Here is a 25,727-nt window from a genome sequence, read left to right as displayed (position 1 = left end):
TTTAGTTATGATAATGGCGGAGGGATGAATGTGGGGAAAGTACTGGGATTTATTAAGCAAAATTGTTTGTTTAGTGGGGCATTTTTATTAGCAATAATCGCCAGTTTCATCGGTCGTTTCAGTCTGAACTTTGTTGATTGGAAAGTTATTTTGACCTTGTTTGGCTTAATGTTGGTGATTCAAGGCTTTGAAGTGTTAGGTGTTTTACGTTTTTTTGCTGAAAAATTGTTAGATTATTCAAATAGTAATCGTCAACTAATTCAATTATTAGTTTTATTGTCATTAGTTGGCTCAATGTTTTTAACTAATGATGTTGCCGTTTTGACTTTGCTACCGATTTATTTGAAATTATATATTGAACTGAAGCACTTTAAAGGCGGTATTTTTGGCGCTGTTTTGATTGTTGTTGCGGCGAACTTGGGTAGTAGTTTTTTCCCATTTGGTAATCCGCAGAATTTGTATTTATATCATTATTACCATGTGCCATTAGGGCAGTTTTTATTATGGATGGCTGGATTATTAGCGCTTAGTTGTCTTTTTTTATTTTTACTAACTTTGCGAATCCCCAAAGAAACATTGCCTAAAATTGTTGCTGAAAATGATACGATTGATAAAAAGGGTGTTTTACTGTTTAGTCTTTTGATGGGTGCCATGATTTTGGTCGTTTTAGGTCTGTTACCGGATCTGTGGACGGTTATTGGATTGATTTTAGTGGTATTTTGCTATCAAAAAGACTTATTAAAGCGGGTCGATTATTTGCTATTACTCACTTTTGTCTGTTTTTTTATAATTGTAGGAAACATCGCTGAAGCAGCAGTTGTGAGGGATATTTTAGCCCAACTTTTATCATCAGCAAAACGAGTTTACTTAATCGCTATCGCTCTGAGTCAAGTGATTTCAAATGTGCCGGCAGCCTTCTTAATGGCGCCATTTACCCAGTACCATCAAGCTTTAATCCTCGGTGTAAACGTTGGCGGTTTAGGCACGTTGATTGCTTCCTTAGCCAATTTAATTGGTTTAAACATCATTAAATTGTACACTCCAGAACAACAAAAAAGTTTCATTAAAATTTTTACTTTAGTGAATTTTTCTTTACTAATTGCAATCGGCTGCATTATTTTATTTTTTATCCATTAAAAAGTGGCGAAATAAACTGAAAAATAAATAAAATTCTCATGAAGACTCCTCCACAATTCAGATAAAACGTTTACAAAGGTGTTACAATCCATCTGAGGGGGAATAATCATGAAAGACAATACAAAATACATCCACGGCTACCCAGTATTCGATGAAACTACGGGAGCATCTTCAATACCGATTTACCAATGTTCAACATTTAAACAAGAATCTATTAGAGATAGTCAACCTTATACTTATTCACGCTTTGGCAACCCAACTCGACACGCTTTAGAAGAAGGGATTGCGGCGATTGAAGATGGACGTTTTGCGACAGCATATGCATCTGGTATGGCGGCCATTTCAGCTGTCTTACTAAGTTTCAGTCAAGGTGATCACATTGTGATGTGCAAAAGTATCTACGGTGGGACGTTCCAATTAGTCAACGAAGTGATGAATCGTTTCGGCATTGAAGTTACCTTTGTCGATGAAACAGACTTAGCTGAATGGGAACATGCCATTCGACCAAACACGCGGGCCCTTTATTTAGAAACCCCATCAAATCCATTATTAAGTGTGACTGATATTCATGGTGTTGTAGCCATCGCGAAAGATCATCACTTAATGACGATTATTGACAATACTTTTATGACGCCACAATTCCAAAAACCATTGGCTTTAGGTGTCGATGTCGTGATTCACTCTGCAACTAAATTTATTAACGGTCATTCTGATGTTGTCGCTGGGTTAGTCATCACAAACGATGAAGAATTTGCGAACCAAATTGTCCTACAACAAAAGGTTTTAGGTGGTATTTTAAGTGTTGAAGACTGTTGGTTAATTATGCGAGGTATGAAAACTTTAGGAATTCGCATGAATCAAAGTGTATCCAGCGCAGAAAAAATTGCCGAAGTATTAGAAAATCATCCGGCTGTTAAAAAAGTTCATTATCCAGGCTTAAAGAGTCATCCAGGCTATGAAATTCAAAAACACCAAGCAACGAGTGGCGGAGCAGTAATGTCCTTTGAATTAGAAAATCAAGAAGCCGTTTATACTTTTGCGGATCATTTAAAAATTCCGATCGCTGCTGTAAGTCTTGGCGGTGTAGAATCGATTCTATCTTATCCTGTCACCATGAGTCATGCTTGTGTACCGAAGGAAGAACGAGAAAAACAAGGCGTTACCGATGGTCTATTACGTCTATCTGTCGGGATTGAAGATACGGAAGATTTAGTTGAGGATTTGATGCAAGCATTAAGCTATGTGAAAATTTCAGAAAAAGTTTAATATTTTAAGCAGTAATTGACAGATTTATCTGTTAAATTGCTGCTTTTTTGCTACAATAGAAAGAAAAAAAGGAAGTGTTGGTATGGGGAAAGAACAAGAAGTCTACGATTTGTTGGATTCAAACGGAATAACTTACGATGTGATTGAACACCAAGCAGTATTTACGGTGGATGAGATTGATTTTGATATTCCTGATGGGACCGAAGTAAAAAACTTACTGCTAAAAGCGAAGAAAAAAGAAAACTATTATTTTGTCATTTGTCCAGGAGAAAAACGAGTAAATCTTAAAGCGTTAACGAAAAAGTTAGACGAAAAAAATCTTTCTTTTGCTTCAGCAGACAGACTATTAGAATTATTGGATTTGACGCCAGGATCTGTCTCGCCATTGGCACTATATAAAGATAAAGAACATAAAATTAAATTAGTGATTGATGAAAGTATCGATCGTAACAAAAATATAGGTTTTCATCCCAACGTAAATACGGCTACGATTGTAATTAATTTCCAAGAATTTTTGAAATATTTAAAAGTAATCGGTGTGGAACCTCACTATGTGGAAGTGCCATCACCAGAATAAAAATAGCGAAATGACCGCCAAGATTAGATGAAATTCTAATTCTTGACGGTCTTTTTTTATAAATGAATCCTAATTGTCACGGTTGATATTTTTTTATTAGTTTTTATGTCACGTAAATGATTGGTACATTTAAAAAAATTCTCGACTCAATACTACTCAATAGATTTTTAAATCCACGACATTTTGAAAAGTTATTATTTAAAAAGGGAAGCATGTAGAATTTACCGATGTCGTGGATTTTTTAATCTGTTGCGTATGGCTGGCAGAGAAGGGAAAAATAGGAGTCAAAAGTAGTAAAAAGCATCCTTTAACTGCTGCTAAAAGCTCGATTTGCCATTAAGTGAGGCGCACCCGGATGAAATGGACTTCTTGACTTTGTATCGTCTGTACAATCCAAATCAATTTGCCTTCAATCATCATTACAGTCAAAGTGGGACTGAGCGTGATTGGGTTGTGGGACTTGGCTGGAAATATGAGCTTGTAGCATTTTATGGGAAATAATTTTTATAGATAATCAAAAAAATAGACAGAGACAAAAATCAAATGATTTTCGTTTCTGTCCATTTTTTATTTCATTCCTAGCCGACGTCTAATTCCTGCCACACGGCTACCTAATAATTGATCGGCTGTCCGTGTTTTTAAAGCCAATAAGATATAAACCAAGGCACCTACTGCTGCGGTAATCAAAATAATAATCATCGATTGAACTTTGGAATCTGAACTTAAAACTAAGCTTAAACCAAAACGAACGACAAATGCTACAACCGCCATGATTAAAGCCATTCCGAAAGTTTTTATCACACCTTTGGCAGTCGCTTTAAAATCAAATTGACTGCGGACATGGATTTGGTCGATAATAAACATATTTCCCACCAATAAACCAACAAAAGTTGCAATTAACGGACCGTAGGATTTAAATAAGAAGATTAACGGTACTTGCGTGATTAGTTTAACTAAGACGGCAATTCCTAATAAACGCATGGTTACTTTGTTGCCATCCATTCCTTGAAGCATCGTTGAAGTAACGATGAAAAGCCCCATTAAAATTCCCGAGATACAAGAAGCAATTAATAAATTTGAACCTAGCTGATCCGGCCAATAAAATAGTGTATTTAGTGGATACGATAAGACAATCATCCCTAAGGTTGCCGGCGCCATAACAAAGAAAAATAACTGTAGATTATTCGAAACTAAATGAGACAGTCCCGCTTTATCTTTTTGGGTAAATTTTTCTGTAATTAAAGGTAGACCAGCTGTAGCTAATGCTGTACCCAAAGCAATTACTACCATCGATAATTTATCTGGATTGGCAGATACTAATGCAAATAAACTAGTTAGTTCTCGTGGAGAATAATTGGTAAACAGAGCCATTGTATTTTCAAAAGTGTATTGGTCAATGATTTTAAAGATACTCGTTCCACTACCGATAACAATAAAAGGAACCGCTTGTAAAACCATTTGCCAAACCAATTGACGACCGGAAAAAGAAATTTTATTGTCACTCTCTAAAATTTCTTGACGATAAGCCCGACGATTTTTAAATAAACTATAAAGTAAAACAGCAAAAGCGCAAATAACCCCGATAAAAGCAGCGAAGGTTGATTGGACAACAGCTGAACGATAGTCACCACTACCGATTTTCATGATTAGGTATGTTGCAGCTAACAGATAGACTACCCGAGCAATTTGTTCAACAATTTGTGATAACGCATAGGGTTTCATGTTGCTATTGCCTTGGAAAAATCCTCGTAAAACACTCATTGAAGGAAAAATCAGTAAGACAACACTCAAAGAGCGCATCACTGGAATCAAATCTTGATTTCCTTCAGCTAATATCGGTGCTCCAAAATACATCAGTAAGGTACAGATAACACCCGCGACCATCATTAAGCGCAAAGTGTAAAAAAGTAAATCACGACTTAATTTATATTCATTCATGGAATTATAACGAGCGGTTTGTTTAGCTACCGCAGCAGGAATTCCGGCAGTTGATATCATTAAGAATAAAGCATAAATATTATAGCCTTTAGAAAATAGCGCGTTGGCGACATCTGCGTCAGACCCTAGCCAAATGATCCAAGGAATCATATAAACTGCACCAAGTAAGCGCGATGTAATATTTCCAAACGTCAACCAAGCAGTACTTTGGACCATTTGTCCTTGGGCTGAAGTTGGTTTTTGTGTTTTTTTTGAATTGGTGGGGGCTTTTTCCTCTTTTTGTCGACGAGCAGCACGAGAATTTGTTTTTTCACTTTGCTGAGCTTTTTCTAATTGTTCTTGAAAGGCTTGCGGATCATAAATTTTCGTCTCATCGAAATTATTTTCTTCAGTCATATAAACCAGCTTTCTAAAAAGATTCCTATCTATTTTAACTTTTTCTGACAGTACTTACAATAGAGGATCAAATGAACAAAGAAAATATTTAAGAGTTTGTTCTCTTTACAAAACGAACGTATGTTTGTATTCTGTTATTGAGGTGATGAATATGAATTTTAAATATGAGCTGGAGCCTCGGGGAGATTATGCTTTTATCGATATGAAATCTTTTTACGGTGCGAAACGTTCCTAACTGAAAAGGTTAGGCACACAAGTTCTTCTTGTGGAGAACTGATGATTTGAGGAGTGAAACGATGGCGTAACGTCCTGAAGCGCTCCCTCTAATACTCCGATTGGCAATTCTTTAGGTTAGAATAAGGATTGTCAAGAGCTCGGTAAAGTCGGCTGAGAGTTACCGCAATTGCGTTGATGCAATCGAAAGCTGTCCAGCGGTGGATAGTGTAACCTATAGGCCGGGAGTCCATAAATTACTCATGGTGAGAATGTACAATTGTACTGACAAACTCGCGAATGTACGAATCTATAGGATTGGGTGCAGAAATGTATCTTACCCGCACAAAATTTATATTGTGACACAGGGTGCGATTTGCGGTTTAGTAAGAATCGTAGATATGAATAACCGTGCAGTGTTAAAGGCACTGGAAAGTCGCAGGTTCAGAGTGAGCACCTAAAAGTAAATGTATGGATAAAATCATTGGAACGTTGAAAGCTAGTGACGTGGAGGACTAACCTCCCTTGAAGCGGTTGAGTCGAAGAATAATAAGCTCATTCACACTAGTGAGAGTAGTGGCACAGTACCTGTGAAACAGTGATAACAAGCTGTGGAGGGATAGCCACGAGTCAATTAGTTTTACTAGCAGTTATGATGCAATCCATAGAATCGAGTATGACAAAATAAACACCGACACCCGAAGGGAGGCGGTGCTATGGAAAACGTATCAGCATCACATTCAATCCGTCATATGGAATATTATGGCATGATTGATAGTTTTGACAATCTATACAAAGAAAGTAGCGATAATCACATTTTCAATAACCTTATGGAAATTGTAACCTCGCCGAAAAATATCTTGTTAGCGTATAGAAATGTTAAAGGAAACTCTGGGAGTGTATCTCCAGGCGTTGATAACAAAAACATTGATGATTTAAAAGAAATACCTAATGCGGATTTTATCAAAATCGTGCAAACCAAATTTTCAGAATACAAACCACAACCAGTTAAAAGAGTAGATATCCCAAAACCAAACGGGAAAACTCGCCCACTTGGTATTCCAACTATCTGGGACAGAATTGTACAACAATGTCTATTACAAGTCTTAGAGCCTGTTATGGAAGCAAAATTTCATGATAAGAATTATGGTTTCCGACCTAATCGATCGGTGCACCATGCATTCGCTCAAGCAGTACGCCTAGCACAAGTGTCTAAGCTTACTTTTGTTGTAGATATAGATATTGAGGGATTCTTTGACAATGTTAACCATTCAAAGCTCATCAAACAGCTCTGGACATTAGGAGTTCAAGATAGGTGGCTTTTAGGTATTGTCAGGGCAATGCTTAAAGCGCCCATCATTCATAAGGACGGGCGAATTGAACACCCTAAGAAAGGAACTCCACAAGGTGGAATACTTTCTCCCCTTCTCGCGAATGTTGTGTTAAATGAATTAGACTGGTGGATATCATCACAATGGGAAACTCATCCTACAAGGCATAATTACGATTGGTATCATGCTGATAAGGATTACTGGAATAAGGGTAACAAATATCGAGCATTACGTGGTTCGAAGCTAAAAGAGATTTTTATCGTAAGATACGCCGACGACTTCAAAATCTTTTGCAGAAAACGTAGCGATGCAGACAATATATTTATAGCTACCAAATCGTGGCTAAAAGAACGTCTGAAACTCGATATTAGTACAGAAAAATCAAAAGTGGTTAATCTGAAAAAACAGAAATCTGAGTTCCTTGGTTTCACTATGAAGTTGGTTCGCAAAAGAAAGACCTTTGTCATAGAAACTCACATGTGCCCTAAAGCCATGGAAAAAGTATCAGACAATCTAGCAAAACAAATAAAGGTAATTCAACACACCCCCACCAAAGAGGAGTTGCAAAAACAACTAGTTAAGTACAACTCGATGGTGATAGGGATTCATCAATATTATAAAAAGGCTACCCACATTAGTGTGGATTGCCCGAAAATTAATCAACGTATAATGATTATCATTAAAAATCGATTGGACGTTAAGAAAATTGGACACTCGCCTAGTGATTTCGTTAAGAAAAACTATGCACGTTCGAAGCAGTTAAGGTGGATTAATGGTTATCCTATGATTCCTATAGGATTTGTTAAACATAGCCATACATCATTGCCCAAGATGGGAGTCTGCAAGTACACGCCCGAAGGACGTGTGCTAATACACAAGTATCTTACCTTTCCAATAGATATTATCAACCAACTTATGAATATAAATAACCCAGATGAAAGTATTGAATTTAGGGATAATCGTGTCTCTAAGTACTCCTCACAACGAGGCAGATGCCGAGTAACAAAAGAGTTCTTAGAGCTAGCAGATATTTACTGTCACCGTATTATACCCAAAAATCTTGGTGGAAAAGATGACTTCCAAAATTTAGTTATCATTCATCGGAACATTCATCAACTTATTCATGAGGAGGACAACACGAGCGCCTCAATCTTTGTAAGCAAAATGAGGATTACAAGCACTCAACTAGAGATAATCAACCGGTTCCGGAAAAAAGCTAAAAATTGTGAATTGTCGCTGAATCTATAGCTGTATGATATCTGTTAGTAGACATTGATGGAACGCCGTATGCGGTGAAAGTCGCACGTACGGTGTGGAGCGGGGGAAAATCCGGAGATTACATCAAAAGATTACCTATCGCTATCCAGCTGTGAGGCAGTGGCTCGCGGAGAAGATCCATTGAAGGCTTTGTTAGTTGTTATGAGTCACACAGACAATACGTCCGGTTTAATTTTAGCTAGTAGTCCGATGGCAAAAAAAGAATTTGGGATTACTAATGTTACAAGAGCTTGGGAGCTGCCATCGGTTGAGGAAAATCCTAAAGTTGCTAAATTAATTAAGGCTCCGCCACGCATGCGGTATTATATTGAGCAAAATCTGATTATTCAAGACATCGTTAGAAAATATGCGGCGGAAGAAGATATTTTATGGTATTCGATTGATGAAGGCGTCGTAGATTTAACTGCTTCATTGAATTATTTTCAGCCAGATGAAAAAACTCGGGCCGAAAAACTCAATAAATTATCCAGAAAAATTCAACGTGATATTTATCATAAAACTGGAATTTATTCAACTATTGGTATGTCCAATAGCAACCCACTATTAGCAAAGTTAGCCTTAGACAATGAAGCCAAAGAAGCAGAAAATATGCGTGCTTTATGGAATTATGAAGATGTCACTGAGAAAGTCTGGAATATCCCCGAAATGACTGATTTTTGGGGGATTGGTCGACGAATGAAAAAGAACTTGCATTTAATGGGGATCACTAATATTCGAGAACTAGCTAATGCGGATCCTGGCTCATTATCTAGCCGCCATGGCGTTATTGGTTTACAGCTGTATCATCATGCTAACGGAATTGACCGTACAAAATTACAAGATCGGTATATTCCTAAAGGTGAAAATATTGGTAATAGCCAAATTTTACCGAGGGATTATCAAGGATCTGAGATGCCGCTAGTCATTCGAGAAATGGCTGAACAAGTAGGGATCCGCTTAAGACGAAGAAAAGCCAAAACACAAACTGTGCATTTATTTATTGGCTATAGTCGCGATGAAGCTGCTTCTGGTTTTAGCCGGCAAACGAAAATTACTCCAACTAACAACACTAAAGAATTAGCTGATGCACTGCTATTTTTATTTAATAAGTTTTATCAAAAAGGTGTTTTCGTACGTCAAATTGGTGTCACTTTTGGTCATTTGGTTTATCAAAATGGCAGTCAGTTAAATTTATTTGAAGAGCCAGAAATTCAGATAAAGCAAGAAAAGATCGATCAAGTTACTGATCGGATTCGCGAAAAATATGGATTTGTGAGTATTGTAAGAGCCAGTAGTAAACTAGAAAATGCAAGAAGTATCAAACGGGCTGGTTTAGTTGGTGGACATAATGGAGGAGCTGGCGGACTGGATGGATTGTAAATGACAAAGTATTTCATTTTTGATTGATTTTGAATAGCTAAAGTTGTGATGCTTTTTTATGACTGCTATAATAATTAAATCTTTTCAAGTTAATATTTTTAATAAAAATGACTTGTATATGCTATTTTTAATAGGTCATTGAAAAAAGTATTTATCAATATTCATTAAGGAGTGAAAAATAATCAATAAAAAAATCAAAGCTTTAGCCATTATTTGCGCTGCTGCAACGATGGTCAGTTGTCTGGTTCAGTTACTGATTGTCTTGGGTTTTCCGTTGGGAGAATTTGTTTTAGGAGGGGAATATATTGTTTCACCGAGTTCGAAAATAATGATTCATCTAACCTTTTCAGTTGTTTGGGGTATCGTTGTCGCAAGCTATTTATCCTACGGTGGTATATTGCCACTAAAAACAAAAAAACTGACGCAGTTGATTATTTGGTTGAATACCTTATTTGTAAGCTATGCAATTATTTGGAATTTCTTTTTGACAACAAGTATAAAAGAAACACTCCTGATGGGTCCACTAACATTAATAACTGCCGTATGCAGTTGGGCTCTGATCTTTTTAAAAAGCGAAAGATCCTTGTGTTTTAAGAAATCCTATTAGAAAGGGGAATTTTCGTGTCTGAGAGGCCACTATTAGAGCAATCATTGTCACCAGAAGAATTTCAGGATTATTATTTTTTAAAAGAAGAATTAGTTGCTTTTCTACGGAATCATCAATTACCAACTTCTGGCAGCAAAGAATTGTTAAATCAGCGAATTGTTGCTTTCTTAACTGATGGAACGATCTTGAAAACAGCATCGAAAAACAAAAATCAGCAACAAATAACTGAAATTTCACTAGAATCATTGATTGAAGAAAACATTATTTGTTCTGAAGTCCATCGGAAATTTTTCAAAGAAACTATTGGACCGAATTTTACCTTCAAAGTGGCTTTTCAAAATTGGTTGAAAGCAAATGCCGGTAAGACTTATGCTAGCGCAATTGAAGCCTATCAGGAAATAATCCATCAAAAACCAATTCGTAAAAAGATTGATGGTCAATTTGAATACAATACGTATATTCGTGATTTTTTTGAAGATCAAAAAGATAAAACACTAACTGAGGCTATAATATGTTGGAAATATAAAAAAAGTTTACCAGGACACAATCGTTATGAAACGTCAGATTTAAATAGTTTAATTTAGAGACTTTATGGAAAAACATAAAGTCTTTTTTTATTGATTAAAATATTCTAATAATATATACTAATCGTATTAGTTTAGAGAGAAGTGATGAAATGAAGCAATCAATTTTTAAAAATCTGCGCCAAATTACTTTTATGCCGATAATTTTTCCCGTCAATTGTTATGTTTATGAAACGAAAAATTCATTAATTGTAATCGATATGGGAATGAAAGGTTTCGTGAAGGAAATTGAAGAAATCAAAAGAGCAACCAATAAACCGGTTGAAATGTTATTACTGACCCATGCCCATGGCGACCATATCAATGGTATTCCACAGTTTAAAAAAAGTTTTCCTGAAGTTCCTATTGGGATTTCAAAAAGAGATTATCGTTTATTAAAGGGAGATTTTTCGTTAGATACTGATGAGATGCCTGGCAAAATTAAAGGCGGTTATCCTAAAGTTGAAATGCCAATCGATTTTACATTTGATGATGGAGAACAACTGGCAGATATTCTTGTGATAGCGACACCAGGACATACGCCTGGATCAGTTACTTTCTTGACACCAGAAGGATTTGCGATTGCCGGGGATGCTTTTCAATCAAGGGGACGACTCGCCGTTTCAGGGGATCGGGTGAACTCTTTTCCTTTTCCAGCTTTCGCAACTTGGAGTAAAGAAACTGCTTTAAATAGTGCTAAGAAAATTCAACATTTAGATCTGCAACTTTTAGCGGTTGGTCATGGGGACATGTTAGAAAATCCCGATAAAGCTATTGAGCAGACGGTCAAAGAATTTGAGGTGAAAATAAATGGAAAGAAAAATTGATCGAACAGATATTGTCAGAGAAGGTATGCAACTTTTAAATCAAGCAGAACTTGACGGTGTCACGTTAAAAGCTTTGGCAGAACGGTTGGGGATTAAGTCTCCGTCACTTTATAACCATTTTAAAAATCGGGAAGAATTGTTAGGTATTCTGGCTGAAGCTAGTTTAGCAAATTTCTATCAGGCATTATTCAGTGCAAAGAATACTGAAGAACCAATAAAGAATATTCGCTTGATGGCAGACGCTTATTTAACTTTTGCGTTGGATTATCCTAGTCAATATATCTTGGTGCAAAATCCTAATTATTGGCGTAGTAAAGAAGCAGTCGAAATTTCAAATCAGATTGTTTCTTTAGTCCAAGACGAGTTACAGAATTTCTCCTTATCACCAGAAAAAGAAATTCATTTTGTCCGTTTGTTGCGGGCATATCTAGATGGTTTTTCCATTTTTTCCAATCGAGAAGCCTTTAAACTTCCAGTTAGTATTGAGAAAAGTTTTATCTTCGGTTTGGATTTAATTATAACTGGCCTAGTTGAGGAGCGTGAGAAATAATAAATATAATTGAAATTTTGATTGTTAGTGTCCGTTTCTTATTAGAAATTTTTACTGTTGGAGGTTTAATTTTCGGAAGTTTTCGTGCGGATAAATTAAGTGGGAAAATTATCTATTTGAGTTTGGCAGTATTCATTGTAGCGGTTTGGATGCTTTTTGGTGCGCCCAAGTCAACTTACCATCTAGCGGGAATCAATAAAATTTTATTAGAGAGTGGCATTTTTTTAATTGGTGGTGTGGCTTATTCGTGGATTTTTAATAAAGAAATTGGCTATGTTTATTTTACTGTAGTTGTAATTGATACAGTTTTGCTGCATTTTCTTAAGCTATAAAACAGACTTCAGAAAAAAATAGTTTGACAGACGATATTTGATTCGGTATAGTTCATTTTAGATACCAATGGTATGTAAGAGGTGATTATTTGCCAAGAGGACGAAATCCAGAAGAAACAAAACGAAAAATTTTGGCAGTTGCAGAAGGTCTTTTTTTAGAAAAAGGGTATGACAATACTTCTATTCAAGATATTGTTGATGGTTTAGGTGGCATGACAAAAGGAGTGATTTACCATCATTTCAAGTCAAAGTTTGATATTTTACAACAAATCGTCGAAGTAAATGCGCCTGATCCTGCCGAGCACATTTGGATAGGAGAAAATGGATTAGAGAAATTGCAAAATGCATTTAAAGAAGCTTTTACCAATTTCCGCAGACAAGAATTAGCTTATTCTGGTGCTATTATTGTAAGAAGTCCAAGATTATTGGGGGAACAATATTTAGAGATGTTTGAATTTTCTGTTCCTCGATTAAAAGAAATGGTGGATGAAGGTGTAGCGGATGGTTCAATCGTTACAGATTTTCCTGAAGAATTAGCTGAATTAATTGTCTTAACTTTAAATGTTTGGGTTGGTTTCCAAATGTTTACCTTGTCTAAAGAAGAATTAAAGCGTAAATTGGCTTTCATTAAGCTTACTTTTGATGGCTTAGGTGTACCAATTATCTCAGATGAATTATTAATGACAACCTATGATTTATTCGATTATTTAAAAAAAAATGACTGAGAATTCAGTTATTTTTTTAACACTATACATACCAGTGGTATCTATAGTGTTTATATTTTAAAATAATACATACCGATAGTATGTAAAATGAAGGATGATAAGATGCACAACTTGGTAGAAGTAAGAGATATAAGAAAGGATTATAACGGAAATGAGGTGTTGAAAGGAATTGATTTAACTGCATATCCAGGAGAGGTTTTGGTGGTTCTTGGAAAAAATGGTGCTGGAAAATCAACATTGTTTAAACTAATTGCCGGTTTAGCTGAACAAACTAGTGGTGAAATTCAACTTAATCAAAATAATATTGGCTTTAGTATTAATGAACCTGTATTTTATGAACAATTAAGTGGTTGGGATAATCTAGCGATTCATTGTCAATACTATAATGTTTCCGAAGAGAAAATCGGCTATTGGCTGAAAAAAGTTGGACTATCGGTAGAAAATCAGCAACCAGTCAAAAATTATTCATTAGGGATGCGACAAAGACTGGTCATTTCTCGATGTTTAATTCATAATCCAGATATTCTGTTAATTGATGAACCCCTAAATGGATTGGATCCTAAAGGAATTAAAGATTTTCGTGAACTATTGCAAGAATTAAAAGAACAAAATAAAACGATTATTATCTCTAGCCATATTTTGTCTGAAGTTCAATCCATCGCAAATCGGATTGTCGTTTTATATGAAGGGAAAATGGTTTTACAAACACTTGCAAAAGATTTTTCGACAGAAAGTCCAACAGTCTTTGAGAATAAAATGATTAATTGGATGGAGGGAATTTAAATGTTTAAATTGATGAAATTAGAAATGAAGAAGAATGATTTTAAATCATATTTTTTAGCATCTGGCATCATTTTGGTTGTCACTCTCATGTTTGCGTATTTTTTTGCAGCTATTCCACTAATTGATCCGTCAGTAAGAGAAGGCTCTCCTGAAGTTACAACCTTAAGTTTTAAGTTAATGATGGTTTTTATTTTAAATACGGCTGCGTTTACTTGTTTGAGCACCACCATGTTGGGAAAAATTGTGATGGCAGCTTATCAAGAAAAAAATGGTTATTTAACCTTGAGTTATCCAATCCAACGAAAGAAAATTTTGGTTAGTAAAATTTGGTTAGTTATATTATTAAATACCATTTGGACAATTGTGAGTATTACAGTGGTGGATATTATCTTTTTAGGAACCCAAAGCTGGTTGCCATTTTCAAATGAGCCTGTGACTGTTGGGTTACTTGTAGATCAGATTCCACTAATTTTTACAGCTGTTTTTTTAGTTACTTCAATCAGTTTACTGGCATTAGCGATCGGCTGGTGGCGGAATTCATTACCGGCAGCATTATTTTCAGGCTTGTTATTAGTTTGTGTCCCGAGTAATTTGTCTTCCCTCCAGAATATTTTTTTAATTATAGTTGTGGCAGCGATCTACACACTTGCTGCAGTGATCGCTTATCATTTAATGGTAAACAAAGTTAAAAGGATGGAGGTCTAATAATGCGACAGAAAAATTTGATTTTTTTGGTTCTGAGCCAAGTGTTCTCGGTGTTGGGAACGATGATTGTTCAATTCACATTGTCCTTATATGTTTTAGATTTAACAAAATCAGCTTTAACTTTTAGTGTTATTACAGCTTTGTCTATGATTGGTCGATTGGTTAGCCTGCCTTTTTGTGGTATTTTGGCTGATCGCTTACCTAAAAAAAGATTGATGATTTTAATGGATAGTTGTTATTTGGTTTTAACGTTAGGTTTACTAGTAGTGATATTTTATCAGCAATCTTTGGTTTTGATCGGCGGTTTAACAGTCTTGATTGGGATTGTTTCTGCTTTTGAAACACCAGTGGTTCAATCAACTATTCCCTTAGTTGCTGACGAAGCAGCTATTCCAAAAGTTAATAGTGTGATCAGTTCAGTGGGGATGTTAGGAAATTTACTGGCGCCGGTTTTAGCAGGTATGATTTATCGTTTTGATCGTGTAAATCTGATTTATTTTTTATGTATCTTGTTATTTTGTTTAGCTCTAATTTGTGAATTCAGTTTAACCATACCTTATTTAAAAAGACCTATGACAACCTCTGTTTTTAAAATGGTAAAAGACGATTCAAAAGAAGTAATCAATTATTTGAAACAATACCGAGTGATTTGGCATATTTGCTTGATTGCTTTTGCTTTAAATTTCTTTTTGTCTTCCTTTATTCAAGTGGTAATTCCTTATTTTAGTCGAATTCATTTGCAAATTAGCAACCAAGAATACGGCATCATGAACGGCATTTTTGCCTTAGGTAGTTTGATTGGTACGATTATTTTTGGGTTATTGGCAAACAAAATAAATATCCAGTTTATATCGAATTTCTTATTTCAAGCAGGAATATTAATTTTATTGTTAATTGGTCCTTTTAAATTTATTTCAAACCCTGCAATCGCCTTTTGGACGATGGTTATCTTAATGGCTCTTATGTTGGCCTTAGTTTCTTTAATCTCCATGCAAATGCTGGTCTACGTTCAAACCCGCGTGAGACAAGAATTATTGGGAAGAATGATGTCTTTAGTTTTAATTGTAAGTACTTTAGCGATGCCTCTAGGACAGTTATTGTATGGTTGGTTGAGCCAAGTGATGGCAGTAGAGAATATGTTTTATATTGTTATAATTATTAGTCTTTTAACCTGCTTAATGGCATTTTTAGCTGGAAGAGCTTTTCGAGTTAAACAAAAAGTAATTCATGTAGAATAAGTTTTAAAATGAGGCCGGTAAATCCTGCCTTTTTTTATTCAACGCCACTATGGTAAAAAGTCGTAATAATTTTGGCCATTTCTTCTGGTGATTCAGGCTTTGCTTGTTCTAACCATTGGGATACAGCGTTTAAAAATCCACCTGCTTTAAAAGCTAATTGATAGGGCTGTTTATTTATTGGAAAGTCACTTGATTGAAAAACAGACTCAAAAAGATGGTTATAGCTAGTAAAACTAGTTAGCAGGAAATCAAATAAATCATTTTTTTTAAGTATTTGTAGTAGTTGCCACTGATCTTTTAGAAAATAAAAATGTTGGCAAATGATTTTTTCTTCGTCTGTAATACCAAGGTTCTTTATCTCTTGAAAATGAACGAGCAAAAGTTGAGTAAGATGGTCATGGATGATGTCTTTTTTAGAGCGATAATGTCGATAAAAAGTGCGCCGATCTAATTGCGCTTTTTCAGCAATCTGTTTAATCGTAATTGATTCATAAGTTTGTTCTTCCATCAAATTATATAATGCTTGCCAAAGCCACATTTTTGATTGGCTAATCTGTTTATTTTTTTTCATTGGATTCCTGCCTCATATTGAATAATTTGTAGCACTTTTTAAAAAGAATTGAATTCCTTATTTTCATCAGTATATAATCATTCCATAAATGTCACAAGTGTGACAAAAGGAGACTTATATGGAATTACGAAGATTTGGTGGAACGGAATTAAAATTGTCACCATTAGGTTTAGGAACTTGGCAGTTTTCTAATAATGTAGGAATCGGTGCGCGATTTTGGAAAGATCTTTCCTACGAAAAAATGAAAGAAATTGTACAATTTAGTTTGGATCAGGGAATTAATTGGTTAGATACTGCCGAAGCTTATGGGAATGGTACATCAGAAAAAAATATTGGGAAAATATTATCAGAACTAGAGCAAAAGCCTTACTTAGCCGATAAATGGTGGCCCTTCATGCGATCAGCTAAATCAATTGGTCAAACAATTGATCAAAGATTAGAACTGCTTCAAATAAATCAGATTAGTCTTCATCAAATTCATCATCCTACTTCTTTTTCATCAATTGAAAGACAAATGGATCAAATGTGTCAATTGATCCAAAAAAATAAGATTCAATATGTAGGCGTTAGTAATTTTTCAGCCAATCAGATGAAAAAAGCCGAAAAATATTTACGGAATGCAGGAGCAAAATTAGTGTCCAACCAAGTGCGCTATAATTTAATTGATCGCAGAATTGAAGATAATGGTGTCTTGGCTTTGGCAAAAGAACTTAATGTCTCGATTATTGCCTACTCTCCATTACACCAAGGATTATTAACTGGAAAATATCATGATAATCCCCAGCAGCTAAAACAATTATTTTGGTTAAAAAAATTCCAATATGGTTTAACTGAAAAAAATCTCAAGAAAACCCAGCTATTAGTTGATCATTTAGTGGAACTAGGCCAAAAACATCAGAAAACTCCTGCTCAAATTGCATTGAATTGGCTTATTAATGTTCAGGGAGAGACAGTTTTTGCGATTCCAGGAGCTAGCAGTTTAGGACAGGTTAAACAAAATGTCGCAGCTGCGAATTTCAGATTGTCTCAGTCAGAAATTTCTTCCCTCAACGGCTTCAAATAATTCTCTATTCAAAAAAAAACTCCCTTAGATAACTAATGATCTAAGGGAGTTATGTTAATCGTTTAGTGGAACTAATGCATCAATTTCCACTTTGAAATCGGGATGAACCAACCCTGCGACGATAACTAAAGTCATCGTGGGTTTATTTTCTCCATAAAAAGCAGTTAATTTTTCTCTAACGGCGTTTAAGTATTGACTATGGGTTAAATAGACATTCATCTTGCCGATATTTTTGCGGGATGCTTGATTTTCAGAGATAATTAGTGCAATTTTTTCTAACACAATGTCTAGCTGTTCTTCGATTGAATCAGGAATAAAATTGTCCTTTTGAGGTGTCTGGCCTGAGATTATTAATAACGGTTCCCTAATGATTTTACTATCAGTATAAATTGCCATAAAAATCCTCCTTTTTTTGAAATTATAGCACAAATGAAGCGGTTTATTTATGGTAGACTGATAACAGGACATTCCACGAGGAGGAGCTACATGAAAAGAAATTCAACAATCAAATGGAAAATCCCAGCAAATGTTGAAAGAGTTTGGGAGATTGTTACGAATAATCAAGATGTTCGTTGGCGTAGTGACGTAGAACATTTAGAAATTATTTCTGAAAATGTTTTTATTGAGCATTTTAAAGGTGGCGGTCAGACGAAGTTCACTATCGTCGCAAAAGAAGCCAATCAACTTTATGCGTTTCAAATGGGAAATAAATTTTTTCAAGGGGAATGGGTCGGTCGTTTTGAAGAAGTTTCTTCTGAAGAGACCGTTTTGAATTTTAGTGAGCAGCTTGACATAAAAAATCCAATTATCTATGTTTTATCGTTTTTCATGATGAATTTAAAGAAAATGCAGCGAACCTATATGGAGGATTTACAAAGGCGGGTTGCTGATGAAAATTGATGAGATCGTCATTCATTTACAAGAACAAGCTTCGGAAAAATATAAAAATAATGTAATTAAATTGGGCACTCCCGCTGAAAACACAATCGGCGTTGCTACGACTGATTTAAGGAAAATAGCACGTAAACTACCAAAAGAGCCTGAATTTTTATTAGAGTTATGGGATACAGGTTACCACGAGTGCAAAATATTGTCTGTCTTGGCGCTGAGACCGAAAGACGTGACTGAAGAGATGGTTGAGAAGCTTATGACAGAGATTGTCTCTTGGGACTTGTGTGATTTATTTTGTAAAAATATTTTAATTAAAAAAGATTTTGACCAATATATCCAACGCTGGGTTAGTGAGGAAGGTTTATATTATAAAAGGGCAGCCTTTACTTTAATCGCTAGTACATCTGTTCATGCCACTTTATCGGAAGAGGAAATCCAGAAATATTTACAATTGATTCAAGCACAATCAAACGATGACCGTATACTAGTGAAAAAATCGGTTTCTTGGGCGTTAAGAGAGTTAGGCAAAACAAACGAAACAGCAAAAGAACTAAGTATTTTGACTGCTGAAGAATTGCTTGCTTCTGAAAACAAAGCGCAACAATGGATTGGCAAAGATGCCCTAAAAGAATTGGTAACATTGGTCAAAGTCAGTGGACGGCAGCGATTAATTTCTGACAAATCCAAGATGGGACGAGTAGCAAAATAGCTTGATTTTTAATTAAAAGTCTCAATATTGCCGTACAAAAGGTGGCGTATATGAGGCGATAAATTCTTCTATCTCAGTTAAGGAATCAGAGAAAAGAATTTTTTTACGGTCTTCAGCGAAAAGAAAATTTTTATCTACCATATTGTCGTAAGTTTTAGCAAGAAAATCATAAAACCCGTCAACATTAAATAAGATACAAGGGTGCGGATTTTGACCAATCCGACCCCATGAAATCATTTCAGTGATTTCCTCTAATGTGCCAGGACCACCAGGTAAGGCGATGAACACTTCAGCTAACTGAAACATTTGCTCTTTGCGGGCAATCATATCAGGAACTTCGTACATTTTAGTCAAATTAGGATGAGCCAGTTCTCGTTCTTTCAAAAATGTTGGAATTACGCCAATGGCTTTTCCGCCAGATTGAAGGACAGTATCAGCTACAATACCCATTAGACCGGCTTTCCCACCGCCAAAAATTAAAGTATGCCCGTTTTCAGCAATCCATTTACCTAAACGCACTGCTGATTCTTGAAAAATTTCTTGATTTCCTTTATTTGCACCACAATAGACTGTAATATTCATTATTTAAACTCCTTTTTGATAGGTTCAAGTAAATTATACCAAAATCTAAGTCAAGAACAAAAGAATTATTCGAAAGTACTAATTATCTATTACTACTTATTTTCAAAAAAGATAAAAGTATCTCACTAAAAAGCAATTATTAATTTAAATTGAAGGAGTAGATTCAACTATGAAGATATCAGAAATGAAAAATCTAGGTCCTGTAGCTGAAGAAAAATTAATGGCTGTAGGGATTAACGATAGTCAAGCACTAAAAAAAGTAGGTACCGAAACAGCATTTTTAAAAGTGCGTCACCTTGTAGATGAAGGTGCTTGTTTACATTTTCTTTATGGTTTAGAAGCAGCTATTCTAGATATTCCCAAAAAAGAATTAACCCACCAACGAAAAAAAAGTTTGAAAGAATTTTTTAATGAATTAAAGTGATGGAGATAATTATTCAATTTTTGATCAGAATAAAATGTAAAAAAGATTTTACATTTTATTTTGATTCAGCTATACTAATTTTTGTAAAACATGTTTTACATTTGAGGTGAAATAATGCAAAACTCGATTCGTCAAAGGCGAAAACAGTTAAAAATATCGCAAGAAGAATTAGCGAAATTGACTGAGGTAACTAGACAAACGATTTTAGCAGTCGAAAATGATAAGTATGACCCGTCATTAAGATTGGCATTCTTATTAGCGGATGAATTAAACACGACGGTGGATGATTTATTCGAATTTAATCGGGAAATGGGGAAGAAAGATGACTTCTGAAAACTATTTAAAATTTTTAGCAGTAACAAATTGCGTGAATTATGGGATGTATTGTACCGCAGCCTTTATTCTTTTGAATTATAATGACCGCAGTTTAAGGTTGGGCACGTTGATTGCACTGGTGATTGTTTTCACGGTAACTTCTTTTATTCAAATTCGTTATCCTGCGAGTAAAGGAATATCCACTACTAGAACAGGAAATAAAGATCCTATGAAACAAAGTATTTTATATTGGGCGAAAGATGAACGTGAATTAATGAGTGCTTTGAAAACTACTGCTCATGGTTATGTCTATTCAGCCAAATTTCTTATGATTGTACCTTTTCTTATTTTATTTTTTGCTTTAACGAAATTGCCACTGGTTCAGCTGTTAAATCTTATTTTACTTATATTTTTCTTGTTTTGGGCTTTCTTAAATGTCAAATATGTTACAGATTTTAAGAATTATAGTCAAGAAGGGTAGATAGTTGTTACTTTTGTATTCCATCTGCTAAGATAAATGAAAAGGCGTACTTTAATTAAATAGTAAGAACGATTTTCATGAATACGGAGAAAATATGAAAAAAAATATATTAGTGATTGGTGCTTCCGGCAGTCTTGGTTTTGAAATTTGTCGTAGTCTTCACAAAGTCTTTGACGAAAAAGTCACAGTTTTAGTTGGCGACTATCGAAAAGAACGAGGACCCAAGACTGTTGAACGCTTAGAAAAATTAGAAATCGCAGCCAAATTTATTTACACAGATTTTTCTGAATACAAAAGCTTAGATGATGCAATTAACCAACCACTAGACTGTGTGATAGTGGCCGTAAAACAAAATAAACCAGTCTTGCAGGAATTGTGTTCCATTTACAGTATTCCTTGTATCGATTTGACAGCTTATGGAAGTTTTACTAACTTTGTTGAGAATGTCTTACCGAATAATGGTGCGCCCTCAATCATGATGGCAGGTTTTTTTCCGGGATTATCTGGGGTACTAGTCCATTCAGCTGTTAGCGATTTTAGTGAGATTCAACAAGTAAAAGTTAATTTGGTCCAAAATAAAAATGCCCAAGTTGGTCTGTCTGGAATTGAAGACATGTTGAAGATTATTCACCAACCTGTGGGGGATGCCGCTCATGGCTTTCGAGAAGTAGAGACGATTAATATTAAACAACGGACATTTAAAATAAGAAAAATTGCCCATGATGAAGGAGCAGTTTTGGATGAGAAATTGGGAATCGGACTACCAACTTATCAAACAGGCTGGAATCAAAATGGTTTTAATCATTTGGTTAGTTTTCTGTTGGAGTATGGCTTAGCTGAGCCTTTGTTAAAGATTGCCAAAAAATTAAAGTTAAAATTTAATGCACGACATAATGATGAGCGGGTTTATTTAGAAGTAGAGGCTTCCGGTATCAAATTTCAAGAACAGACTACAGAAAAAATTCAAATTGAAGCCACTTCAGATTATGGAATAACCGCCGATTTTTGCGCGCTGGTAGCCAAAAAAATATTAAATAATCGTGCGATCAAAGGAGTAAAGTATCCTTTTCAATTTATGGGTCTTGAAGTTTTAGATCAATTAGCTCAATTAGGACAGCTGAAAAAAATTATTCCCGCTTAAAAAAAGGGGGAAATGAGCATTCGAATCATTATCGGAATTGTTATATCATTAGCAGTGTTAATCATTTTGTACCGACAATTATTACAACAATCAAAAATGCCGACTGGTTTTTTAGGAAAGATTATGATGAAGCTTTGGAATCGTGTCTACTTACCAATGGTTTATTGGAGTACCAATGAAATAAAGGATAGAAAGGTCACGGCTATTTTGGATGTAGGTATTGGCAATGGTGCGTCGACCGAATATTTAAATCGATTATTTACTCCAACTAAAACGATTGGGATTGATATTTCTGATACTGCAATCGCCCTTGCTCAAGAAAAATATACGCATCCAACATTATCTTTTTCGGTAGATGATGTATTAGCAACCGACTTTGTAGCTGAAAGCTTTGATTTAATTTGTGCCTTTCAAAATCATTTTCACTGGAATGATCTTTTTGCAGGTTTATCAGAACTGAAACGAGTGTTAAAAAAAGACGGCTTAATTTTAATTGCTTGTGAGCAAACTAAAATTAAGTATTATTTGCCGGAATTAACCGATGATAAATTTCAAGCTGAGTTAAATCAAATCGGTTTAGTTTTAAAAAGTAGCCAATATAAAAATGGTTGGACAGCTTATCATATTTGTAATAAAACGTAGAAATTCACGACAGAAATGTTGTGTTTTTTTGTTATACTTAGAAAATGGAGGTGGATAATGTCTGAACAATTATTTATTATTCTTTTGTTGGTAGCGGTAGCAATTATTATTATAACGATGACTTTCTAAGTCGTTTACGTCTACGTAAGATGGTGAAAAATAGTTGGGGGAAAATCCCAAGAGTGACTAATTTTGATCAAGAAAATAGTCTAAAACAAGCATTTTTAGAAGCGAAAAAATATCATCAAACAGATAGTGAAGTCGATGATATTACTTGGTATGACTTAGATATGATTCGACTTTTTGAAGAATTGAACCACACCTATTCAAGTATTGGCGCCGAAGCCTTATATCAACGTTTACGAGGATTCGATTTTAACCAAGAAGATCAGCTGTAAGTGGAAGAATTAATCGCACTTTATGAAAAAGATCCCCAACTAAGAGAAGATATTGAATATGCTTTTGCCAGTTTAGGGAAAAGAGACAATAATTTTGTCGTCAATTATTTGTCACAAAATTATAGCCAACGTCTAGGAAGATTGTGGCAGTTTATTGGGTTAGGGTTATTGCCGATTGTTGGTATTCTATTAGTGATAGGGGGAATGAAGTTCGGGATATTTATTACGATTGGTGTACTTTGTTTTAACTTACTTTATTATCTTGCTAAGAAACAAGAGGTGGAAACTGAATTAAACAGTATGGCTTATTTGGTTCAGTCAATTGCAGTGGCTAAAAAAATTGCTAAATTAAAGACTCCGCGAAAAGAAGAGTTGGCAGCAGCACTAAAGCCGTTAGTGTCGATTTTAAAGTTTGGTTTTTCTTTTCGAATTAAAAGCAATACTGAAGCTGAAATGCTATTTGAATATGTGAATATCATTTTTATGTTGCCGTTTATTTCTTATCATTTTATATTTGAAAAGGTGATGAAAAATAGTGATGCAGCAATTACTTTGTGGAAAATTTTAGGGGAATTCGAGGTTGCCGCAGCTGTTTTAAATTATCGAAGCTTGCTGCCAGTTAGTTGTCAGCCGACTTTTAAAAAGGGCGGGATCAAGGGCGAGACAGTGTATCATCCTTTGATTTCCGAACCGGTCGCAAACCTTGTTGACTGGGAAAAGAATACATTGGTTACTGGATCAAACGCCTCTGGTAAATCAACTTATGTCAAATCAATTGCAATCAATACTATTTTGGCTCAGACGATTTATACATGTTGCGCCGAAGAATTTACTTTACAAAGGGGACATGTACTAACGTCAATGGCGGTGGAAGATGATTTATTTGCTGGTGACAGTTATTTTGTGGCAGAAATTAAATCAGTTAAACGGGTGTTAGCAAAAGTACAAACAAGGGAACATTGTTATTGCTTTATTGATGAAATTTTAAAAGGAACTAATACGATCGAACGAATTTCTGCTTCTTCTAGTATTGTTAAATGGCTAAGCCAATATTCTTCACTAGTTTACGTGGCTACCCACGATATTGAGTTGACGGAAATTTTGCGAAATTATTGTCAAAATGTTCATTTTGAGGAACAAGTGACTGAGGAAGATGGTGTGACTTTTGATTACTCTTTAAGAGCTGGACCGGCAAAAACAAGAAATGCGATTCGGTTACTAAAAGTCTTAAACTACCCAACTGAAATAGTCGAGAAAGCACAAAAAGAAGCCGTCGAATTTGATCTGAATCGTCAGTGGACAATCTTTGAATGAAACGATTTTTAATGAAATTATTTAACTTAAATTAATAATAAACTGTAAGATTGTTTTTTCATAAATAGTATGGTAAAGTCTTTCAGGTAAGGTATTTTGATATGTGATTAACAGGTTATATATTTGGCTTCTTGTTACACGTCATTTTTCATTACAAATAAATGCACTTGATGTGTAATTTGGAGGTATTCGTTATGAACAACGGTACAGTAAAATGGTTTAACTCAGAAAAAGGCTATGGTTTCGTGACTGATGAAAATGGACAAGATTATTTCGCACATTTCTCAGCTATCCAAGGCGACGGTTTCAAAACTTTGGAAGAAGGCCAAGCAGTAACTTTTGATGTTGAAGAAGGTCAACGTGGCCCTCAAGCAACTAACATTGTTAAAGCTTAAATAAAAAATATAACTAGGGGATTGACTAATCAATCTCCTAGTTTTTTTATGCCATACTTTTCTCTTTTAAAATAGCTGCTTCTTTAATAAAATATCCTTCATCTTTTTTTTCTAATAAGCCTTCATCAATAAAATGATTAAGTATTCGAAATAAATGTCGATAACTTAATCCAACCGATCCTGCCACATCTCTTAAATTATCCTGAAAATAATTTTTATAGGCATTTTCTAAAATATAATAAGCCAAACGTGCTTCTCCTGAGTAGACTGCTGACGCAAAATAATTATGGGAATTTTCATTTAATTTTTTTGCCAATTCTTCTGCCAGCGCATTAATAAACTGCAAATTGTTCCTAAGAATCTGATAATTCTGTTTGATCGGAATGGCGATACAGATGCACTCGGAAATGGAAACAATTGTAGAGGTCGCTGTTTTTTGGTGAGTCATTAGTTCTACGTCACCTATTAATCCAGCTGAAATATAATAGCCTAAGATGAGATTTTTTCCATTGCTGGCAAAATTACAAACTTTTGCCCGACCAGAAACCATCAAGAGAAAGTGGTTTATTTCTTCATCTTCAGTTACAATCCGTTCCCTCGGATTAAAGATAAAAATCTGACAATCTTTCAGCTCTTGAGACTTTAGTTGCCATTTTTGTAAGATTGGTAAGTATTCTTCAGTTAATTCATTACGATTCATCCAATCACCTCATAAAAAGTATGACATATGTCCTACCTCAAGTAAAACATTTTCTCGTATATTATTTGTAGGGAAGGTGATAAAAATGAATCAAATAATCATACTAATAATTATTTTAGTTGCCTTAATGATGATCGAAAAAGGCTTAAATGAAAGAAAAATCCGTCAGATTCAAAAACAAGTACAAGCAAATCAACTAAATGAATCCAAAAGACAAAAATATTTGGCTCGAAAATATTTTACTAGTAAAGCTTAAAATTTCTACAGTTGTAATTT

At 34.9% G+C, this 25,727-nt stretch carries 29 protein-coding genes and 1 pseudogene; 25 read left to right on the top strand and 5 right to left on the bottom strand.

Annotated features, from left to right (window positions below; genetic code table 11):
* The first annotated feature begins 30 nt into the window (after window positions 1-30).
* From ID741_RS15315 to ID741_RS15300, 4 genes are all read left to right on the top strand, one after another.
* Entirely contained in the window at window positions 31-1,137 is a 1,107-nt protein-coding gene (locus ID741_RS15315) for an SLC13 family permease (protein WP_438720602.1), read from the top strand.
* 108 nt (window positions 1,138-1,245) lie between these two features.
* Window positions 1,246-2,403: a trans-sulfuration enzyme family protein gene (locus ID741_RS15310; RefSeq protein ID WP_438720600.1), complete on the top strand. Its 1,158-nt coding sequence runs from the start codon at window positions 1,246-1,248 to the stop codon at window positions 2,401-2,403.
* Between the two features lie 82 nt (window positions 2,404-2,485).
* Complete coding sequence (locus tag ID741_RS15305) at window positions 2,486-2,980, top strand: YbaK/EbsC family protein (RefSeq protein ID WP_438720598.1); 495 nt, start codon at window positions 2,486-2,488, stop codon at window positions 2,978-2,980.
* Window positions 2,981-3,340: 360 nt separating this feature from the next.
* Window positions 3,341-3,481, top strand: coding sequence for a hypothetical protein (locus ID741_RS15300; RefSeq protein WP_438720596.1), 141 nt, complete (start codon window positions 3,341-3,343; stop codon window positions 3,479-3,481).
* Window positions 3,482-3,547: 66 nt separating this feature from the next.
* Here ID741_RS15300 and ID741_RS15295 read toward each other — a convergent pair whose 3' ends face one another.
* Window positions 3,548-5,314 carry a putative polysaccharide biosynthesis protein gene (locus ID741_RS15295; protein ID WP_438720594.1) on the bottom strand — a complete coding sequence of 589 codons (1,767 nt, stop codon included), beginning with the start codon at window positions 5,312-5,314 and terminating at the stop codon, window positions 3,548-3,550.
* 929 nt (window positions 5,315-6,243) lie between these two features.
* On the opposite strand from ID741_RS15295, the gene ltrA reads away from it, so the two are divergent.
* From ltrA to ID741_RS15245, 10 genes are all read left to right on the top strand, one after another.
* Window positions 6,244-8,106, top strand: a complete 1,863-nt coding sequence (gene ltrA, locus ID741_RS15290) for a group II intron reverse transcriptase/maturase (protein ID WP_438720592.1) — start codon at window positions 6,244-6,246, stop codon at window positions 8,104-8,106.
* A 129-nt stretch (window positions 8,107-8,235) separates the two neighbouring features.
* On the top strand, window positions 8,236-9,495 hold the full coding sequence (locus ID741_RS15285; protein WP_438720590.1) for a DinB/UmuC family translesion DNA polymerase: 1,260 nt from the start codon (window positions 8,236-8,238) through the stop codon (window positions 9,493-9,495).
* Between the two features lie 621 nt (window positions 9,496-10,116).
* Complete coding sequence (locus tag ID741_RS15280; protein ID WP_438720588.1) at window positions 10,117-10,686, top strand: DUF6434 domain-containing protein; 570 nt, start codon at window positions 10,117-10,119, stop codon at window positions 10,684-10,686.
* Between the two features lie 92 nt (window positions 10,687-10,778).
* Window positions 10,779-11,492: an MBL fold metallo-hydrolase gene (locus ID741_RS15275; protein WP_438720586.1), complete on the top strand. Its 714-nt coding sequence runs from the start codon at window positions 10,779-10,781 to the stop codon at window positions 11,490-11,492.
* Window positions 11,476-12,042, top strand: coding sequence for a TetR/AcrR family transcriptional regulator (locus tag ID741_RS15270; protein WP_438720584.1), 567 nt, complete (start codon window positions 11,476-11,478; stop codon window positions 12,040-12,042). The genes ID741_RS15275 and ID741_RS15270 overlap by 17 nt, the downstream gene beginning before the upstream one ends.
* 17 nt (window positions 12,043-12,059) lie before the next feature.
* Window positions 12,060-12,374 carry a DUF2568 domain-containing protein gene (locus ID741_RS15265; RefSeq protein ID WP_438720582.1) on the top strand — a complete coding sequence of 105 codons (315 nt, stop codon included), beginning with the start codon at window positions 12,060-12,062 and terminating at the stop codon, window positions 12,372-12,374.
* 89 nt (window positions 12,375-12,463) lie between these two features.
* Window positions 12,464-13,099, top strand: a complete 636-nt coding sequence (locus tag ID741_RS15260) for a TetR/AcrR family transcriptional regulator (protein ID WP_438720581.1) — start codon at window positions 12,464-12,466, stop codon at window positions 13,097-13,099.
* Between the two features lie 102 nt (window positions 13,100-13,201).
* Complete coding sequence (locus ID741_RS15255) at window positions 13,202-13,882, top strand: ABC transporter ATP-binding protein (protein WP_438720580.1); 681 nt, start codon at window positions 13,202-13,204, stop codon at window positions 13,880-13,882.
* On the top strand, window positions 13,883-14,587 hold the full coding sequence (locus ID741_RS15250) for a hypothetical protein (protein ID WP_438720579.1): 705 nt from the start codon (window positions 13,883-13,885) through the stop codon (window positions 14,585-14,587).
* Window positions 14,588-14,589: 2 nt separating this feature from the next.
* A complete protein-coding gene (locus ID741_RS15245; protein ID WP_218325844.1) occupies window positions 14,590-15,825 on the top strand; it encodes an MFS transporter in 1,236 nt (411 codons plus the stop codon).
* 34 nt (window positions 15,826-15,859) lie between these two features.
* On the opposite strand, the gene ID741_RS15240 is transcribed toward ID741_RS15245, so the two are convergent.
* On the bottom strand, window positions 15,860-16,396 hold the full coding sequence (locus tag ID741_RS15240) for a TetR/AcrR family transcriptional regulator (protein ID WP_438720578.1): 537 nt from the start codon (window positions 16,394-16,396) through the stop codon (window positions 15,860-15,862).
* Between the two features lie 118 nt (window positions 16,397-16,514).
* Here ID741_RS15240 and ID741_RS15235 point away from each other — a divergent pair, with 118 nt between their 5' ends.
* On the top strand, window positions 16,515-17,459 hold the full coding sequence (locus tag ID741_RS15235; protein WP_438720577.1) for an aldo/keto reductase: 945 nt from the start codon (window positions 16,515-16,517) through the stop codon (window positions 17,457-17,459).
* A 54-nt stretch (window positions 17,460-17,513) separates the two neighbouring features.
* Here ID741_RS15235 and ID741_RS15230 read toward each other — a convergent pair whose 3' ends face one another.
* Window positions 17,514-17,855 (bottom strand): RidA family protein, encoded by a 342-nt coding sequence (locus tag ID741_RS15230; RefSeq protein WP_438720576.1) that lies wholly within the window; start codon window positions 17,853-17,855, stop codon window positions 17,514-17,516.
* A 90-nt stretch (window positions 17,856-17,945) separates the two neighbouring features.
* On the opposite strand from ID741_RS15230, the gene ID741_RS15225 reads away from it, so the two are divergent.
* Window positions 17,946-18,359, top strand: coding sequence for an SRPBCC family protein (locus ID741_RS15225; protein ID WP_218325848.1), 414 nt, complete (start codon window positions 17,946-17,948; stop codon window positions 18,357-18,359).
* On the top strand, window positions 18,349-19,059 hold the full coding sequence (locus tag ID741_RS15220) for a DNA alkylation repair protein (protein ID WP_438720575.1): 711 nt from the start codon (window positions 18,349-18,351) through the stop codon (window positions 19,057-19,059). Before ID741_RS15225 ends, ID741_RS15220 begins: the two co-directional genes overlap by 11 nt.
* A 21-nt stretch (window positions 19,060-19,080) precedes the next feature.
* Here ID741_RS15220 and ID741_RS15215 read toward each other — a convergent pair whose 3' ends face one another.
* Window positions 19,081-19,641, bottom strand: coding sequence for a TIGR00730 family Rossman fold protein (locus ID741_RS15215; RefSeq protein ID WP_438720574.1), 561 nt, complete (start codon window positions 19,639-19,641; stop codon window positions 19,081-19,083).
* A gap of 169 nt (window positions 19,642-19,810) precedes the next feature.
* On the opposite strand from ID741_RS15215, the gene ID741_RS15210 reads away from it, so the two are divergent.
* The 7 genes and pseudogenes from ID741_RS15210 to ID741_RS15180 all read left to right on the top strand — a co-directional run bounded on the left by ID741_RS15210 (window position 19,811) and on the right by ID741_RS15180 (window position 24,751).
* The gene (locus ID741_RS15210; RefSeq protein ID WP_438720573.1) at window positions 19,811-20,065 is read left to right on the top strand and encodes a TfoX/Sxy family DNA transformation protein; all 255 of its coding nucleotides are present in this window, start codon (window positions 19,811-19,813) and stop codon (window positions 20,063-20,065) included.
* A 114-nt stretch (window positions 20,066-20,179) separates the two neighbouring features.
* Window positions 20,180-20,398: a helix-turn-helix transcriptional regulator gene (locus ID741_RS15205; protein WP_438720572.1), complete on the top strand. Its 219-nt coding sequence runs from the start codon at window positions 20,180-20,182 to the stop codon at window positions 20,396-20,398.
* Entirely contained in the window at window positions 20,388-20,861 is a 474-nt protein-coding gene (locus tag ID741_RS15200) for a hypothetical protein (RefSeq protein WP_438720571.1), read from the top strand. The genes ID741_RS15205 and ID741_RS15200 overlap by 11 nt, the downstream gene beginning before the upstream one ends.
* 94 nt (window positions 20,862-20,955) lie before the next feature.
* Window positions 20,956-22,002 carry a hypothetical protein gene (locus ID741_RS15195; RefSeq protein WP_438720570.1) on the top strand — a complete coding sequence of 349 codons (1,047 nt, stop codon included), beginning with the start codon at window positions 20,956-20,958 and terminating at the stop codon, window positions 22,000-22,002.
* A gap of 12 nt (window positions 22,003-22,014) precedes the next feature.
* Window positions 22,015-22,644, top strand: coding sequence for a class I SAM-dependent methyltransferase (locus ID741_RS15190; RefSeq protein ID WP_438720569.1), 630 nt, complete (start codon window positions 22,015-22,017; stop codon window positions 22,642-22,644).
* Window positions 22,645-22,701: 57 nt separating this feature from the next.
* Window positions 22,702-24,356 (top strand): annotated as a pseudogene (locus ID741_RS15185) (MutS-related protein).
* Between the two features lie 194 nt (window positions 24,357-24,550).
* Entirely contained in the window at window positions 24,551-24,751 is a 201-nt protein-coding gene (locus tag ID741_RS15180; RefSeq protein ID WP_218325856.1) for a cold-shock protein, read from the top strand.
* A 46-nt stretch (window positions 24,752-24,797) separates the two neighbouring features.
* Here the strand turns inward: ID741_RS15180 and ID741_RS15175 are convergent, their stop codons facing one another.
* Window positions 24,798-25,451: a cyclic nucleotide-binding domain-containing protein gene (locus ID741_RS15175; RefSeq protein WP_218325857.1), complete on the bottom strand. Its 654-nt coding sequence runs from the start codon at window positions 25,449-25,451 to the stop codon at window positions 24,798-24,800.
* An 85-nt stretch (window positions 25,452-25,536) separates the two neighbouring features.
* Between ID741_RS15175 and ID741_RS15170 the strand changes: the two genes are divergently transcribed.
* Window positions 25,537-25,707, top strand: coding sequence for a hypothetical protein (locus ID741_RS15170; RefSeq protein WP_438720568.1), 171 nt, complete (start codon window positions 25,537-25,539; stop codon window positions 25,705-25,707).
* The last annotated feature ends 20 nt before the right edge of the window (window positions 25,708-25,727 follow it).

The organism is Enterococcus sp. AZ103 (assembly GCF_051714685.1).
Classification (GTDB): domain Bacteria; phylum Bacillota; class Bacilli; order Lactobacillales; family Enterococcaceae; genus Enterococcus_A; species Enterococcus_A alishanensis.
Note: the sequence above shows the minus strand (reverse complement) of the source record. Positions and strands in the feature narration are given on the sequence as shown.